Consider the following 17,110-nt stretch of genomic DNA (forward strand, 5'->3'; position numbering starts at 1 on the left):
GCTAGTTCGCGGCCAGTGTTACCCCGAAGCCCGGTGCCTGTTCAATCGCGGGCGCGATGCCCAGCAGCGGCGCGGTGCGGCGGATGATCTCGGCGGCGACGGGAACGGCGGTCCAGCCGGCAGTGCGGCGCGGTTCCGGGCCGGTGCGATCCTCGGGTTCGTCCAGGGTGACGACGATGACATAGCGGGGCGCCTCGGCGGGGAACAGCCCGGCAAAGGTGGCGATCACCTTGTCCTCGTAATAGCCGCCCTGCGGGTTCGGCTTGTCTGCGGTGCCGGTCTTGCCGCCCACGGCATAGCCCTCGATCCGGGCGAAACTGGCGGTGCCGCGCTCGACGACCGCGTGCAGCATCGACCGGACCTGTGCGGCGGTTTCCTCGGACAGCACCCGTTCGCCCGGCGCGCCGCCCCCGGCGATCAGCGTGGGCTTTACCAGTCGTCCGCCATTGGCAATCGTCGCATAGGCCGCGGCCAGGTGCATCGGCGTCGTCGACAACCCATGTCCATAGGAAATCGTCATGGTCGAAATTTCCGACCAGTTGGGCGGCAACAGCGGGCGCCCGCCCGCGGCTTCGGCCATTTCCAGCGGCGTCGGTTCCAGCAGGCCCAGTTCGTCAAGGAAGGCGCGCTGCCGCTCGGCGCCGATTTCCATCGCGATGCGCGCCGTCCCGATGTTGGAGCTTTTGACCATCACGTCGGTCACCGACAGCCGCGGGCCGTAATCGTGGAAATCCCGGATCTTGTGCTTGCCCCAGGTCAGCGGCCCGCGCGTGTCGATCATCGTATCGGGTGTGACAAGACCGTCCTCTAGCGCCTGCGCGACGGTCAGCGCCTTGAAGGTGGAACCCAGCTCATAGACCCCCTGCACCGCGCGGTTGAACAGCGGGCTGTCGCCCGCGTCGCGCCCCGGCACCGGCGCGGGCCGGTCGTTGGGGTCGAAATCGGGCAGCGAGGCCAGCGAGACCACCTCGCCCGTTTGCACGTCCATCAGGATTGCCGCCGCGCCCTTGGCATTCAACAGCCGCATGCCACCGTAAAGTACCTGCTCTACCGTGGACTGCACCGACAGGTCCAGCGACAGACGCAGGGGCGCACCGCCCGCGGCCGGGTCGCGCAGCCGCGCATCGAAGGTGCGTTCCACCCCAGCAACGCCCACGACCTCGGCCGCGCGCACGCCCTCGCGGCCGAAGCTGGCCCCGCCCAGAACATGGGCCGCCAGTGCGCCGTTGGGATAAAGGCGCATCTCACGCGGGCCGAACAGAAGGCCGGGATCGCCGATTTCATGCACTTGCTGCATCTGCTCGGGGCTGATCCGGCGCTTGATCCACAGGAAGGTCCGATCGCCGGTGAACTTGCGGTGCAGTTCATCCGCATCCAGATCGGGGAAGATCGCCGCCAGACCCTGCGCCGCCCGCTCTGGGTCGATCATGATCCGCGGTTGGGCATACAGCGAGTGGGTGGCCATGTTGGTGGCCAGGATATTGCCGTTACGGTCCACGATATCCGCCCGCTGGGCGGTGATGGCCGGCACGGTGGCGGCGGTCGCGCGGGGTTCGGCCGGTTCGGCGATGGCAAGGCTGCCCGTGCGAACCCCTACCGTGGCAAAGGCGGCAATGAACATCCCCGCCAGCACCAACAGCCGGCCCTCGGCGCGCAGGCGGGCCTGGTCGCGCATCTGTTCATGGCGCAGACGCAGGTTCTCGCGCTCGATGCTGTCGGGATTTTCGCCCCGGGCGCGGGCCTCCAGAATGCGGGCCAGCGGGCGCAGCGGCGTGCGGATCATCGCGCGTCCTCCGTCGCGGCAGGGGTTTGCAACTGGCCGCGCAGATCCACCGGGGACGACAGCGCGGGCAGGTCAGGCGCGGGATAGGCCACCTGGTCGATCCGGGCGAAACGGGGGGCCTCCAGCGGGATCAGCCGCAGCCGGTCATAGTTCATCTCTGCCAGCGCGCGCAGCCGGTCGGGCCGGTTGAGATAGGCCCATTCCGCCCGCAGCACCGCGCGGCGTTCGTGCAGATGGCCGATTTCACGGTTCAGACGCTGGATATCGTCCAGCGCCTGCTGCGTGGCATAATTTTCGCGGTAGGCCCAAAAGGCCAGGACCATCACCGCCATGGCCACCGCGGCATAGACCAGGGTGCGCATCTAGCGTGCTCCTTCCATGATGGCGGGCAGGCCCAGCTGGGTGCGGTCTACGGGGCCGGCCGGGGCATCGGTGCGGATCGCCACCCGCAGCTTGGCGGAACGCGCGCGCGGGTTAGCCTCCAGCTCTGCCGCATCGGGGGCGATGGCGCGGCGCTGCACAAGGTGAAAGCGGGGGGCCTCGGCCACGACTTCGGGCGCATGGCGGCTGCCGCCCCCGCCGCCCGCGCTGCGCGCCTGAAGAAACCGTTTGACGACCCGGTCCTCCAGTGAATGAAAGGTCACGACCGCCAGCTTTCCGCCCGGTTTCAACGCGCGTTCGGCGGCCTCCAGCCCGGCGACCAGTTCGCCGAATTCGTCGTTCACGGCGATGCGCAACGCCTGAAAGGAACGCGTGGCAGGGTGGCTTTGCCCCGGCTTGGGACGGGGCAGGCACCGGGAAATGACCTCGGCCAGTTGGCCCGTCGTGACGATGGGGGCAACGTCGCGCGCAGCAACGATGGCGCGTGCGATGCGGCGCGCGGCGCGCTCTTCCCCGAAATGATACAGGATATCGGCGATTTCCGCCTCGGCGGCGTTGTTCACGACATCCGCCGCCGAGATGCCGTCCGTGCCCATGCGCATGTCCAGCGGCCCGTCGCGCAGAAAGGAAAAGCCGCGCTCGGCCTGATCCAGCTGCATAGAGGACACGCCCAGATCCAGCACCACGCCATCCAGCGGCCTGCCGGCATGATCGTCAAGCCGCGAAAACGTGCCCTCGACCAGAACCAGCCGGTCGCCATAGGCGGCGGCCCAGCCCTCGGCCAGGGCAAAGACGCTGGGATCGCGATCCACCCCGATCACGCGCTCGGCGCCGGCATCAAGCAGCCCTTGGGCGTACCCCCCTGCCCCGAATGTACCGTCCAGCCACGTTCCCGACACCGGCGAGACGGCCTCCAGCAGCGGGCGCAGCAGCACGGGAATATGCGGGGAATTGTCGGCGTCCCGGCGTTGCGCACTGGACATCGCCTAGCCCCCCGCCGGTTGGTCAAGCAGCGACAGCGGGTCGAAATCGTCGGGCTGGGCATCCAGCCAGGCCTCGGTCTTGGCCAGTTCCTCGGATTCGTAGGTTTCCGGCTTCCAGATCTGGAAGGTATCGCCCGAGGCGATGAAGAAGGCCTCTTTCTCCAGCTCGATCTTGTCGCGCAGTTTCTGCGGCAGCACCAGGCGGCCGTCATTATCGACCTCGGTCGGGAAGGACTGGCCATGGAACAGGCGTTCAAGCATGCGCCGCTCGATCGAGCCGCGCGGGAGGGCGGCAATCTTGTCGTCCACCTCGTCGATGGCCTCGATCGTATAGCATTCCAGGAATTTCCGGCGGTGATCCCCGTAGACGATCACCAGTTGCGGGCGCAGACCATCGGTCCAGTCGGGATCGCAGGATTCGAGCACACGGCGAAAGTTGGCTGGGATCGAAACCCTGCCCTTGGCATCCACCTTGTGGCGGCCTTCGCCTCTGAATCTGCGCGCCACCGTCCCCGACGCTCCTTCATTGTTTCGCCCGCCGATTGCGAAAACGGCGGACTGAGCTGCTGCCACTGCCCAATCCGCCGCCCTCGTCCCACTCTGGGGTGTCCGGCTACGCGCGCCACCTGGGGGGGATGTCTGCTCGCCCGCGCGCCGGATCTCTGTTTTTCGATGAAAGCGGGGGCCTGTATGAAACCTGCTTTGCCTTGTCGGGGTCTTGGTGCCCCTGTGGTATGCCCGTCCTCATCGGATGAATAAGGGATGCCATGGGAATTCATGGAAATCAAGCTTCCTGTATGGGAATTCGATACCACATGCTGTGCGACAGGGGGTGTCCGAACAAGATTTGGACCGGGGCAGGCGCCCAGGATCACAATTCTTAGCGAAATAGACAACCCTGCGAACAACATATAGCGCCGCCCGACAGCCAAGCAGCGGCGCCCATGATTTCCCAAGATTTCGCCAGATATTGCCCCGCAGGGGCCACACGCACCCCGAGAAAGACAAAAATCCCCGCCTGTTCGACGGGGATCCGGGCAAGTGATTCGCCTATTGCGCCCCGAACAACCCGCCCGGGGCCATGAATTCCCGTAGGACGATCAGGCCATCCCGCCGCCGATCAAGCGGGCGGCCAGCTGACCGTAGGCCTCTGCAACCGGTCCATCGCCCAGGGCGACGGGCTGACCGCCGTCGCCAGCCTCGCGCACCTCCAGCGCAAGGGGCAGCGCGCCCAGGAACGGCACGCCGATCCTTTCGGCCTCGGCCGCGACCCCACCGTGACCGAAGATATGCGCCTCGTGCCCGCAATTGGGGCAGACATAGCTGGACATGTTCTCGATCAGGCCCAGAACGGGCGTCTTCAGCTTGGCGAACATGTCGATTGCCTTGCGCGCATCCAGCAGCGCCACATCCTGTGGCGTGGACACAACCAGCGCGCCGGTCAGCTTCGTGCGCTGGCACAGGGTCAGTTGGATGTCGCCCGTGCCCGGCGGCAGGTCCACGATCAGCACGTCCAACCGGCCCCAGTTCACCTGCCCCAGCAATTGCTGCAACGCCCCCATCAGCATCGGCCCCCGCCAGATCACCGCCTGATCGTCGTCCAGCATCAGGCCGATCGACATCATCGTGACGCCATGGGCGGTAACCGGTTCGATCGTCTGCCCATCGCCCGAGGCGGGGCGCCGGTTCACGCCCATCATGCGCGGCTGCGAGGGGCCGTAGATATCCGCATCCAACAAACCCACGCGCCGCCCCTGCCGGGCCAGCGCCACGGCCAGGTTGCTGGCCACGGTAGATTTCCCGACCCCACCCTTGCCCGACGCCACGGCAAGAATCCGGTCAACCCCGGTCGGGTTTTCCGGCCCCTTGCCAGGGGTAGGATGGCGGCCGATCTTGACGCCCTGCGCCGGTGGCTTGGACGCGGGGCCGTGGGCGGTCAGCACCGCCGAAACGGTCTGCACCCCCTCCAGCGCAGCGACTACGGCCTGGGCGGCAGCGCGCACGGGTTCCAGCCCTGCGGCCTGACCGGCATCCTGCGCCTCGATCACGAAACGGACGGTGTCGCCCTCCACGCTCAGCGCGCGCACCATGTCGCGGGACACCAGATCGCCCCCGTCGGGCAGATCGATTCGGGACAGGGCGGCAAGGACGGTATCGCGGGACGGTGACATGGCGCTTCCTTCTGGCAATCGGTCTGCCCTTTAACTTGGACACCCGGGAAAAAACGGCAAGGGCGATTCATCTTTGCCCGAAACTGCGGCAGACCGCCGCAGGACCGCCCCAACATGCATCGGAAAACACATGCATTTTCTGCATAGCGGCATTTACCCCGCAAGCCATTGTGCACCCGCAGCATCGCGTTATCTTAAGTCCAACGCAACGGGGTGTGCGGGTGTTCATACCGTCCCCGGAGCCGAGTTTCGGAAACCCCTCCTCCTCCCTGGGTTTCCTATTCTCGCGGCGGCACTCACCTCCTCCCGGGTGCCGCCGCATTTTTACAACGGCCCACTGGGCCAGTGGTCGGTGGTTCATCTCCTCCTCCCTGATGCCACCGTGACCAAGAGCGGCGGCGCCTCCTCCTCCCTGGCGTCGCCGTTTTTCTTTCTCGGATAGTTTGGTGAATGGGCGCGGCCCGCCCCAGCGCTCAGAACCGCACGTCGCCGGCCTGATCCGCCGGCACGACAAACCGCGCCACGACCTTTTTCGACCCGGCCTTGTCAAAGGCGATATCCAGCTTGTCACCCTCGATCCCCGTCACGGTGCCATAGCCGAATTTCTTGTGGAACACGCGCGCCCCGACCTCAAAGGCCGCGACCGCCTCGGCATCGATCACCATGGACCGGCTTTCTCGCGGCTGGCTGACCGGCCGCGTCCCGGCCCGCGATTGCAGCCGCTGCCAACCCGGTGAGGTGTAACCATCCGCCCGCGCCGCAGCCTGTTCCAACCCAGAGGACACCGGCGCCGCCGCGCCATACCCGCCACCATAAAGACCGGGGGGCGTCAGAACCTCGACATGGGCCTCGGGCAATTCATCGATGAAACGCGAGGGCAGCGCCGATTGCCACTGTCCGTAAACCCGGCGGTTGGCAGCAAAGGAGATGGTGCACACCTCCTCGGCCCGGGTGATGCCGACATAGGCCAGGCGGCGCTCTTCCTCCAACCCCTTCAAACCGCTTTCGTCCATCGACCGCTGGCTGGGAAACAGGCCGTCCTCCCACCCGGGCAGAAAGACCACGGGAAATTCCAAGCCCTTGGCGGCGTGCAGGGTCATGATCGTGATCTTGGCGCCCTGCTCCTCGGTCTCGTTGTCCATGATAAGGGCGACATGCTCCAGAAACCCTTGCAGGTTCTCGAATTCCTCCAGCGCCTTGACCAGCTCCTTGAGATTTTCCAGCCGCCCCGGCGCCTCTGGCGTCTTGTCGTTCTGCCAATGCGCAGTGTAGCCAGATTCGTCCAGGATCTGTTCGGCCAGTTCGATGTGGCTAATACCGGCACCGGAAAGGTCGCCGGCCCCCTCGTCTTCGATCAACAGCCCGTCACCCGCCGCGCCCCGCGATGCGGGCCGGCGGGCCAGGTCATGCCAGCGCGCAATCCCGTCCAGCAACCGCCCCAGTTCCCTGGCCCCCTTGCCGGTCAGCCCCCCGTTTTCCAGCAACAGCCGCGCGCCCTCCACCAGCGGCACGCCGTTGGCGCGCGCCATCTGCTGGATCTTTTGCTGCGCCTTGTCGCCCAGCCCGCGTTTCGGCGTGTTCACGATCCGCTCAAACGCCAGATCGTCGTCGGGGCTGACGGCGAGGCGGAAATAGGCCATCGCGTCGCGGATCTCCATCCGCTCGTAAAAGCGCGGCCCGCCGATCACCCGGTAGGGCAGGCCGATGGTCAGGAACCGATCCTCAAAGGCGCGCATCTGGTGCGACGCGCGGACAAGGATCGCCATGTCGTCCAGCGAATAGGGCCGCAGCCCCCGCGTGCCCGCAACCACCGCCTCGGCCTCTTCGCCGATCCAGCGGGCCTCTTCCTCTCCGTCCCAATGGCCGATCAAGCGAACCTTTTCGCCCTCGCGGGCCTCGGTCCACAGCGTCTTGCCCAGCCGGTCCTTGTTGGCCGCGATCACGCCGCTGGCGGCGGCCAGAATATGCGGGGTAGAGCGGTAGTTCTGCTCCAGCCGGATCACCCGCGCGCCGGGAAAATCCTTCTCGAACCGCAGGATGTTGCCAACCTCTGCGCCCCGCCAGCCATAGATGGACTGGTCGTCATCGCCCACGCAGCAGATATTCCTGTGCCCCCCCGCCAAGAGCCGCAGCCACAGATACTGGGCAACGTTGGTGTCCTGATACTCGTCGACCAGGATATAGCGGAACCAGCGGCGGTATTGCTCCAGCACGTCCCCGTGGCTCTGGAAGATGGTGACCATGTGCAGCAACAGATCGCCGAAATCGACGGCGTTGAGGGCAAGCAGCCGTTTCTGGTAATCGGCGTAAAGCGCCACCCCGCGATTATCGAAGGCCGCTGCCTCGCTCGCCGGAACATTGTCAGGCGTCCAGGCGCGGTTCTTCCAATGATCGATGATGCCGGCCAGTTGCCGGGCAGGCCACCGCTTTTCATCGATATTGGCCGCCACGATCAGCTGCTTCAGCAGCCGGATCTGGTCGTCAGTGTCCAGGATCGTGAAATTCGACTTCAACCCCGCCAGTTCCGCATGCCGCCTGAGCAGTTTCACGCAGATCGCATGAAAGGTGCCCATCCAGGGCATTCCCTCCACGGTCTGCCCCATCAGGCCGCCAACGCGCGCCTTCATCTCGCGCGCGGCCTTGTTGGTAAAGGTGACGGCCAAAACCTCATTCGGCCGCGCCTTGCCGGTGTTCAGCAAATGCGCGATCCGGGTGGTCAACGCGCGGGTCTTGCCGGTGCCCGCGCCCGCCAGCATCAGAACCGGCCCTTCCAACGTCTCCACCGCCTGCCGCTGCGCGGGGTTCAAACCGTCAAGATAGGGGACAGGCCGCGCCGCCATGGCGCGCTGGCTCAACGGCACGTTTTCTGCCGCCTCAAAGGCGTCGGTATCGTCGATGGGACTCATACGCGGCAACCTAGCGCGCCTCGCGGTGGAGTTAAAGAATTGTTCGCACAATGTTCCACCCAGAACCGCACCTTTTCCCACCCTGAAAAGCTGGGGACAGGCGCGCCCCTGCCCTTCTTCTTGGCCAAAATACCCCCGCCCGGCCCGGAACGGGCCGGAAAAAGGAATGCGCCGCAGGCGCGCAATTCAACAGCACCATCCCCCACTTGCGCCCCGCCCGGGCGCCCGTATACCTGTGTAGACCTTGAACGAAACGGGACCGCGCCCCGCGCGCGCCCCGCCGGACAGACCCCAAGGAGGGCCAGCCCTTGACCGAATTCAAGAAAATCCTCGTCGCCAACCGCGGTGAAATCGCGATCCGTATCATGCGGGCGGCCAACGAGTTGGGCAAACGCACCGTCGCCGTCTACGCCGAAGAGGACAAGCTGGGCCTGCACCGCTTCAAGGCGGACGAGGCCTACAAGATCGGCGAGGGGCTGGGCCCGGTGCAGGCCTACCTGTCGATCGAGGAAATCATTCGCGTGGCCAAGATGTCGGGCGCGGACGCGGTCCATCCCGGTTATGGCCTGCTGTCGGAAAACCCCGAATTCGTCGAGGCCTGCGCCGCCGAGGGCATCACCTTCATCGGCCCCAAGGCCGAAACCATGCGCGCCCTCGGCGACAAGGCATCGGCCCGCAAGGTGGCGATTGCCGCAGGCGTGCCGGTCATCCCCGCGACCGAGGTGCTGGGCGACGACATGGACGCCATCGCCAAGGAGGCCGAGGAAATCGGCTATCCCCTGATGCTCAAGGCATCCTGGGGCGGCGGCGGGCGCGGCATGCGCCCCATCAACGGCCCCGAAGAGCTGGAGGACAAGGTGCGCGAGGGGCGGCGCGAGGCCGAGGCCGCCTTCGGCAATGGCGAGGGGTATCTGGAAAAGATGATCACCCGCGCCCGGCATGTCGAAGTGCAGATCCTGGGCGACAGCCAGGGCAACATCTACCACCTGTGGGAACGGGACTGTTCCGTGCAGCGGCGCAACCAGAAGGTCGTGGAACGCGCCCCCGCCCCCTACCTGTCCCCGGCGCAGCGCGAACACCTGTGCAACCTCGGCAAGAAGATCGCCGAACAGGTCGGCTATGAATGCGCGGGCACCATCGAATTCCTGATGGATATGGAAACGGGCGAGTTCTACTTCATCGAGGTGAACCCGCGCGTGCAGGTCGAACACACCGTCACCGAGGAAGTGACCGGCATCGACATCGTGCAGGCCCAGATCATGATCGCCGAGGGCAAGTCCCTGGTCGAGGCCACGGGCGTTGCCACCCAGTATGATGTGCAGTTGAACGGCCACGCGCTGCAATGCCGGATCACGACCGAGGATCCGCTGAACAACTTCATCCCCGATTACGGCCGCATCACCGCTTATCGCGGCGCCACCGGCATGGGCATCCGCCTGGATGGCGGCACCGCCTATTCCGGCGCGGTCATCACCCGCTATTACGACTCGCTTCTGGAAAAGGTCACCGCCTGGGCGCCCACGCCCGAAGCCGCGATCGCCCGGATGGACCGCGCCCTGCGTGAATTCCGTATCCGCGGCGTCAGCACGAACATCGCCTTCGTCGAGAACCTGCTCAAGCACCCGACCTTCCTGAAGAACGAGTACCACACCAAGTTCATCGATCAGACGCCCGAGCTATTCCAGTTCGCCAAGCGGCGCGACCGGGCCACGCGGCTGTTGACCTACATCGCCGATGTCACCGTGAACGGCCACCCCGAGACCGAGGGCCGCACCCGCCCGCCGGCGGAACTGAAAACGCCCCGCCCGCCGGAAAACCGGCGCGAGGCCTATGTCCCCGGCACCCGCCAGATCCTGGACGAGTTCGGGCCGCAGGCGGTCGCCGACTGGCTGGCGGACCAGAAACAACTGCTGCTGACCGACACCACGATGCGCGACGGGCACCAGTCGCTGTTGGCCACGCGGATGCGGTCCATCGACATGATCCGCGTTGCACCCGCCTATGCGCACAACCTGTCGCAACTCTTCAGTGTGGAATGCTGGGGCGGCGCGACCTTCGACGTGGCCTACCGCTTCTTGCAGGAATGCCCGTGGCAGCGGCTGCGCGACCTGCGCGCAGCCATGCCCAACCTGATGACCCAGATGCTGCTGCGGGGGTCCAACGGGGTGGGCTACACGAACTACCCCGACAACGTCGTGCGCGGCTTCGTCAAACAGGCCGCTGAAACCGGCGTGGACGTGTTCCGCGTGTTCGACAGCCTGAACTGGGTGGAAAACATGCGTGTCGCGATGGGCGCGGTCATCGACAACGGCAAGGTCTGCGAAGGGGCGATCTGCTATACCGGCGACATCCTGGACCCCGACCGGGCGAAATACGACCTGAAATACTATGTCGAGATGGGCAAGGCGCTGCGCGATGCCGGCGCCCATATCCTGGGGCTGAAGGACATGGCCGGCCTGCTGAAACCGGCCTCTGCCAGCATCCTGATCAAGGCCCTGAAGGATGAGGTCGGCCTGCCCATCCATTTCCACACCCACGACACCAGCGGCATCTCAGGCGCCACGATCCTGGCCGCCGCCGAGGCGGGCGTAGACGCAGTAGACGCCGCGATGGATGCGTTTTCGGGTGGCACCTCGCAGCCCTGCCTGGGCTCCATCGTCGAGGCGTTGCGCAACACCGAACGTGAAACGGGGATCGAGATCGAGGCCGTGCGCGAAATCTCGGACTACTGGGGACAGGTGCGGGGCCAATACGCCGCCTTCGAATCCGGCATGCAGGTGCCCGCCTCCGAGGTTTACCTCCACGAGATGCCCGGCGGGCAGTTCACCAACCTCAAGGCGCAGGCCCGCAGCCTGGGGCTGGAGGAACGCTGGCCCGAGGTCGCCAAGACCTATGCCGACGTCAACCAGATGTTCGGCGACATCGTGAAGGTCACCCCCTCGTCCAAGGTGGTCGGCGACATGGCGTTGATGATGGTCAGCCAGGGCCTGACCCGCGCGGATGTGGAAGACCCCGAGAAAGACGTGGCCTTCCCCGATTCAGTGATCGACATGATGCGCGGCAACCTGGGCCAGCCGCCCGGCGGCTTCCCCCCGGCGATCCAGAAAAAGGTGCTGAAGGGCGAGGACCCCAAGCTGGAGCGCCCCGGCAAGAACCTGCCCCCCGTCGATTTCGAGGCCGTCCGCGCCGAGGTCGAAAGCCAGTTCGAGGACGTGAAACTGGATGACGAGGATCTGAACGGATACCTGATGTATCCCAAGGTCTTTACCGATTATGCGGCGCGGCACTTGCAATACGGCCCCGTGCGCACCCTGCCCACGCGGACCTTCTTCTACGGGATGGAACCGGGCGAAGAGATCACAGCGGAAATCGACCCCGGCAAGACGCTGGAGATTCGCCTGCAGGCAGTGGGCGAAACCACCGAGGACGGCGAGGCCAAGGTATTTTTCGAACTGAACGGCCAGCCCCGCGTGATCCGCGTGCCCAACCGCAAGGCCAAGGCGTCCGTCGCCAAGCGCCCCAAGGCCGAACTGGGCAACCCCGCCCATGTCGGCGCGCCGATGCCCGGCGCGGTGGCCTCGGTCGTGGTCAACGTGGGCCAGACCGTCCAGGAAGGCGACCTGCTGCTGACCATCGAGGCGATGAAGATGGAAACCGGCCTGCACGCCGAACGCGACGGCACCGTCAAGGCGGTGCACGTGACGCCCGGCGCCCAGATCGACGCCAAGGATCTGCTGATCGAATTCGAGTGATGGGGGGCGGCGCCCCGGCGCCGCCCTCTTCTTCTTGGTCCAAATACCCACAGGAAAAACCTTTACGAAGGTTTTTCCTGCCGAAGGCTGCCCCCGCCCGAAAGGGCAGGCAGATTTTGGGCAAAGCCCCCATTTTCCCCTTGCAGCCCCCGCCCTGACTTTATAAATCACGGCTCACCCAATGGATGCGGGCGTAGCTCAGGGGTAGAGCATTACCTTGCCAAGGTAAGGGTCGTGAGTTCGAATCTCATCGCCCGCTCCAATTTCTCAACACACAGACAAGTCACCCTAGCGTAACCGCGTCATGCGTCGTCGCGGGGCGTTTGCGGGCTGGGCCGCCGCACCGGCTGAAATTTTCCCCTTGCAGCCCCCGGCCCAAGTTTATAAACCCCGCGTCACCCAATGGATGCGGGCGTAGCTCAGGGGTAGAGCATTACCTTGCCAAGGTAAGGGTCGTGAGTTCGAATCTCATCGCCCGCTCCAATTTCTTCGAGAATAATCGAACGAACCGGCGCGACATCCCTGCCCCGGTTTACCCTTGCCGCCGCGCCGTCAATCGCTAGGCTGCGCGCCCAAGGCACGGCGCTCGCTTGACGGCCCGCCTCCGAAGGACTGGATTCATGGACGGCTTTCTCTTCCAGGCGACGCTCTATCTGGGCGCGATCGTTCTTATCGTTCCCATCGCCTCGCGGCTGGGGCTGGGCTCGGTGCTGGGCTATCTGCTGATCGGCATCCTGTTCGGGCCGGTCCTGGGCCTGACTGGGGCGGAAATGGACAGCCTGCGCCATTTCGCGGAAATCGGCGTGGTCATGATGCTGTTCCTGATCGGGCTGGAACTGGAACCGCGCGTGCTGTGGGCGATGCGGGACAAGCTGATCGGGCTGGGCGGTTTGCAGGTCACGATCACCCTGGCCCTGGTCACGGGGGCGGCCATGGTCTTTGGGCAGGAATGGCGCCCTGCCCTGGCGATGGGCATGATCTTTGCGCTGTCCTCGACCGCGATCGTGCTGCAAACCCTGTCCGAGAAGAAGCTTATAAACACCCCCGGCGGGCGCAGCGCCTTTTCGGTTCTCTTGATGCAGGACATCGCGGTGATCCCGATGCTGGCGGTAATGCCGTTCCTGGCGCTGCCCGGCCATGGCGGCGATCACGGGGCCGAGGCCGGACACCACGGCGCGGTCAACCTGATCGCGGGGCTGCCGGCCTGGGGCGTGGCGCTGGTCACGCTGGGGGCCGTGGTGGGCACGGTGCTGGCCGGGTCGTTCCTGGTGCGGCCGCTGTTCCGCTTCGTTCAGGCGGCGCGCCTGCGCGAACTGAACACCGCCATGGCGCTGGTGATCGTGGCAGGCATCGCCTCGGTCATGCTGACGGTGGGGCTGTCGCCCGCGCTTGGCACCTTTCTGGCCGGCGTGGTCCTGGCCAATTCCGAGTTCCGGCACGAATTGGAAAGCTCGATCGAGCCGTTCAAGGGCCTGCTGCTGGGCCTATTCTTCATCACCGTCGGCGCGGGCATGGATTTTTCCTATGTGCGCGAGGCGCCCGTGCTGGTACCGGTCTATGTCGTGGGCCTGGTCCTGATCAAGGTGGCGGTGCTTTATGCACTGGCACTCATGTTCAAGCTGGACCGCGACAACCGCTGGCTGTTCACACTGGGGTTGGCGCAGGCGGGGGAATTCGGCTTCGTGCTCAGCGCCTTTGCGCTGTCCCAGAACATCCTGCCCGAGGAAATCGCCAACATGTCCAACCTGGTGATCGCATTGTCTATGCTGATCACCCCCGCCCTGTTCATCACGCACGAGCTTCTGGTGCGCTGGCGCGCACGGCCCGCCGGCGAAAAACCCGAACACGACAGCATCGAAGAACGCCACCCGGTCATCATCGCGGGTATGGGCCGGTTCGGCCTGACGGTGCATCGGATCGTGACCATGACCGGGGCGGCGACCACGGTGATGGATCACGACCTGCGCGTGGTGCAGCGGATGCGCAAGTTGGGGATCAAGACCTATTACGGCGATCCCACGCGGCCCGAACTGCTGGCCTCTGCCGGAATCGAGAACGCCGAGGTGCTGGTGGTGTGCCTGGGCGATCACGACGCCTCGACCAAGCTGGTGGCCCATGCCCGCCGGGTGCGGCCCGACATCCATATCGTCGCGCGCGCCCGCGACCGCGTGCATGCCTATGAACTGCTGCGCGCAGGCGCCAACGACATCGCGCGCGAACTGTTCGACAGCGCCCTGCGCACGGGCCGCCACGTGATCCAAAAAACTGGCCTGACCCCGGTCGAGGCCGAGAACGCAGAGCGGACCTTCTTTGAATTCGACCGCGCCGCGCTGCGCGACCTGTCCAAGGTGTGGAAGCCCGGCGTGCCGATTGAGGACAACGCCGAATACATGGAACTGAGCCGCGCCCTGGACGAGGAACTGGCCAACGCCCTGGCCCGCGCGCCCCTGCGTGAGGCCTATCCGCGCCGGCACACCGACGATGCCGCGCCGCAGATCCTGGACCCCGAGGCAGAGACCGACGAAGAAACCGGCAAGGCGCGCGAAGGGGACGGCTGAGGCCGCCCCCGCGCCCCGCGCCAACACGATGCCGTGGCGGGGCCCATCCCCATGGCCCGGGCCTGGCAGGCAGGTTCTGCTTGATGCAACGCGCCAACAGGGCGTATTCTTTGAACCCAGAAAACAAGGTAAAACGCGCCAAGCGGTCTTCATTCAGCACGGCAGGAGAGCAGTCATGCGTGCAAGGGTTCAAAAGGCGTTCGAAGACCGGGATTGGTCCGTCGGGGGGAAATGGCCTGTCTCTGGCCGGGGGTCCACGCTGGAAAACACCGAAAGGCTGCGCGCCGCGTTGCCCGACATCTTTCGGCGGTACAAGATCAAGACCTTCGTCGATGCCCCCTGCGGCGACTGGCACTGGATGCAGCACACCGACCTGAGCCGCGTGACCTATATCGGCGGCGACATTTCCGAACAGATCGTCGCGGACAACCAACAGCGCCATGCCGGGCCGAACCGGACCTTCCTGCATCTCGACATCACATCGGACCCGCTGCCCGAAGGCGACCTGTTCATGTGCCGGGACTGCCTGTTCCACCTCAAGACGTGGCTGCGGTGGGAATTTTTCCGCAACTTCGTCAAATCGGGCAACAAGTACCTGCTGACAACGGTCGTACAGACGCCCCGGAACCGGAACCTGCGCCAGAACGGTGGCTTTGCCGCGTTCAATCCGATGCTGCCCCCCTACAATTTCCCCAAGCCGGTGGAAATCATTCCCGAAACCGCCGACGATCTGACGCTGGAGGACATGGCCCAGGAAAACGACGGGCCGCGCCACCGCGCGTCCTTCCTGTGGCGGCGCGCCCAGATCGAAGAGGCCGTTGCCCGCCACGACGCCGACAGCCCGGCGCAAGAGACGTGACCATGCAATCCGCTTGTGGACAGATCAACGATCCCTGCCCCCATGGCCGACAGCATGAGAGCGACCCAATGACAACCCAACCGCCGCAACGGCGCCCTTCGAATGCCTGACGACACCGAAATGGACATGATCCAGTCCCATGGCCTGCTCTTCCCCGACGATCCGGCGATCATGACCGATCGGCTGCGCACCTTGCTGACCCGCGGCCACTACGAGGACAGCGAGGCCCGCGCGCTGAAAACCTTCATCGGGGCCAATTCATCAATCGTGGAGCTTGGCGCGGGGATCGGCTTCATCTCGACCAGCGCAATCCGCCACCACAAGGCCCGCAAGGTCACCTGCATCGAGGCAAATCCGCTTTTGTGCGACTACATCCGCCGGGTGCACCGGCTGAATGGCGTGACCGACAGCACGGTCATCAACGCCATCGCCCTGCCCGGCCAGCCATCCGACCTGCCCGCGACCCTGCCCTTTTACGTGGCCGACCCGTTCTGGTCCTCGGCGATGGAACCGCCGAAGAATCTGCCCAGCGAACGTGTCGATGTCGCCACCGTTTCGCTGGACCAAGTGCTGGCCGATGCGCAGGCGGACGCGCTGATCTGTGATATCGAGGGCGGCGAGGGTACGCTGTTCGACGATCTCGACCTTGGCCCCGTTCGCCACGTCCTGGTGGAATTGCACACCAACCGGATCAAACCCGCAGGCGTGGTCAACCTGTTCGAGGCCATGCACCGCCACGGGTTTTTCTACCACCAGCAGGCCTCGAGCCACGGGGTGGTTCTGTTCAAGAAGTTCCGCCCGGCCCGGCCGCACTGAGCGTCGCGCCGCTCACGGGTCTTTCGCGCGCACCCGATCCAGGAACCCGATGATCCGGCGATAGGCGTCGCGCGCCGGTTCATCCGGCGACAGGCGCACGCGCCCGTGCTGCTGGGCCTCGGACTCGATCAACTCTACCGCGGCGCCGCCGATCCGCGCCACCTGACGGATCGCGGCGATATCCACGCGCGGGTCGGCGGGGCTGTGCAGCGCATGGACCGGCACCAGCGCCGGTGCATAAAGGCCCGGATAGGCAAAGCCGCCCGAAATGCTGACCAACGCGCGTATCGCCGGGCGTGGCAGACCAAAAAATCCCGCCAGATGCACCACATTGAAGGCCGTGATCGCACCGGCGGAATTGCCCCCGAGCGCGACCCAGTCGGACAGGTTGAACCGTTCGCGCTGGCCTGCCAGCCAATTCAGGGCGGTCAGCGCATCCTCCAGCGCGGCAAGGGCGGCGGCCCCGGACAGGTTCTTGCGAAAGGCCGGATCGCGGTGGCGCTGCAAGGCCCCCATGCGACGGGCCACGGGCGGCGACAGGTCGTCCGCCACCGCACGCAGGCGATAGTTGATGACGGCGTAAGCATAGCCCGCCTTGGTCAGCCAGCGCGCATCGGTGCGATGCCCGGCCCAGCCCTTGTCGCCGCCGTGAAACCCGCCCGGATGCATCCACATCACCAGCGGGACCGGTCCCGCCACGGCCTTGGGCAGGCTCAGGTCCAGGGTCAGCGCCACCTCGGCACCGCGGCAGATCGCGCGCCCGTATTCCAGATCGTCGTGCCGGATGTAATGATCCGGGGGGGATCGCACCGCCATGCATCTGCCGTTCTTGTCATGCCACCGCCCGGAGACCATAGTTGGCAGGCGGGGTATTGTCTGCGGTTTTTTCGTCGGCGCCCCG

11 protein-coding genes and 2 tRNA genes are annotated in these 17,110 nt (G+C 65.6%); 6 read left to right on the forward strand and 7 right to left on the reverse strand.

All coding sequences use genetic code 11. The features are described from left to right. Position 1: 1 nt before the first annotated feature. From EV656_RS04780 to EV656_RS04805, 6 genes are all read right to left on the reverse strand, one after another. Complete coding sequence (locus tag EV656_RS04780; protein WP_132600134.1) at positions 2–1,783, reverse strand: peptidoglycan D,D-transpeptidase FtsI family protein; 1,782 nt, start codon at positions 1,781–1,783, stop codon at positions 2–4. Then, positions 1,780–2,145, reverse strand: a complete 366-nt coding sequence (gene ftsL, locus EV656_RS04785) for a cell division protein FtsL (protein ID WP_132600137.1) — start codon at positions 2,143–2,145, stop codon at positions 1,780–1,782. Before ftsL ends, EV656_RS04780 begins: the two co-directional genes overlap by 4 nt. Then, positions 2,146–3,147: a 16S rRNA (cytosine(1402)-N(4))-methyltransferase RsmH gene (gene rsmH, locus EV656_RS04790; RefSeq protein WP_132600140.1), complete on the reverse strand. Its 1,002-nt coding sequence runs from the start codon at positions 3,145–3,147 to the stop codon at positions 2,146–2,148. 3 nt (positions 3,148–3,150) lie between these two features. Further along, entirely contained in the window at positions 3,151–3,654 is a 504-nt protein-coding gene (gene mraZ, locus EV656_RS04795) for a division/cell wall cluster transcriptional repressor MraZ (RefSeq protein ID WP_132600143.1), read from the reverse strand. A gap of 593 nt (positions 3,655–4,247) precedes the next feature. Continuing rightward, positions 4,248–5,318, reverse strand: coding sequence for an Mrp/NBP35 family ATP-binding protein (locus EV656_RS04800; protein ID WP_132600147.1), 1,071 nt, complete (start codon positions 5,316–5,318; stop codon positions 4,248–4,250). A 473-nt stretch (positions 5,319–5,791) separates the two neighbouring features. Continuing rightward, complete coding sequence (locus tag EV656_RS04805) at positions 5,792–8,224, reverse strand: ATP-dependent helicase (protein WP_132600150.1); 2,433 nt, start codon at positions 8,222–8,224, stop codon at positions 5,792–5,794. Between the two features lie 308 nt (positions 8,225–8,532). Between EV656_RS04805 and EV656_RS04810 the strand changes: the two genes are divergently transcribed. The 6 genes from EV656_RS04810 (at position 8,533) to EV656_RS04835 (ending at position 16,209) form a co-directional block, all read left to right on the forward strand. Further along, complete coding sequence (locus EV656_RS04810) at positions 8,533–11,976, forward strand: pyruvate carboxylase (protein WP_132600153.1); 3,444 nt, start codon at positions 8,533–8,535, stop codon at positions 11,974–11,976. A 187-nt stretch (positions 11,977–12,163) separates the two neighbouring features. Beyond that, positions 12,164–12,238 (forward strand) — tRNA-Gly (locus EV656_RS04815). A gap of 146 nt (positions 12,239–12,384) precedes the next feature. Continuing rightward, positions 12,385–12,459 (forward strand) — tRNA-Gly (locus EV656_RS04820). 137 nt (positions 12,460–12,596) lie between these two features. After that, on the forward strand, positions 12,597–14,534 hold the full coding sequence (locus EV656_RS04825) for a cation:proton antiporter domain-containing protein (RefSeq protein ID WP_132600156.1): 1,938 nt from the start codon (positions 12,597–12,599) through the stop codon (positions 14,532–14,534). A 175-nt stretch (positions 14,535–14,709) separates the two neighbouring features. Beyond that, positions 14,710–15,393: a class I SAM-dependent methyltransferase gene (locus EV656_RS04830; RefSeq protein WP_132600159.1), complete on the forward strand. Its 684-nt coding sequence runs from the start codon at positions 14,710–14,712 to the stop codon at positions 15,391–15,393. 102 nt (positions 15,394–15,495) lie between these two features. After that, entirely contained in the window at positions 15,496–16,209 is a 714-nt protein-coding gene (locus EV656_RS04835; protein ID WP_132600162.1) for an FkbM family methyltransferase, read from the forward strand. Positions 16,210–16,221: 12 nt separating this feature from the next. On the opposite strand, the gene EV656_RS04840 is transcribed toward EV656_RS04835, so the two are convergent. Beyond that, entirely contained in the window at positions 16,222–17,025 is an 804-nt protein-coding gene (locus EV656_RS04840; protein WP_132600165.1) for an alpha/beta hydrolase, read from the reverse strand. Positions 17,026–17,110: the final 85 nt, after the last annotated feature.

Origin of the sequence: Rhodovulum adriaticum, from assembly GCF_004345735.1 — a bacterium.
Classification (GTDB): Bacteria; Pseudomonadota; Alphaproteobacteria; order Rhodobacterales; family Rhodobacteraceae; genus Rhodovulum; species Rhodovulum adriaticum.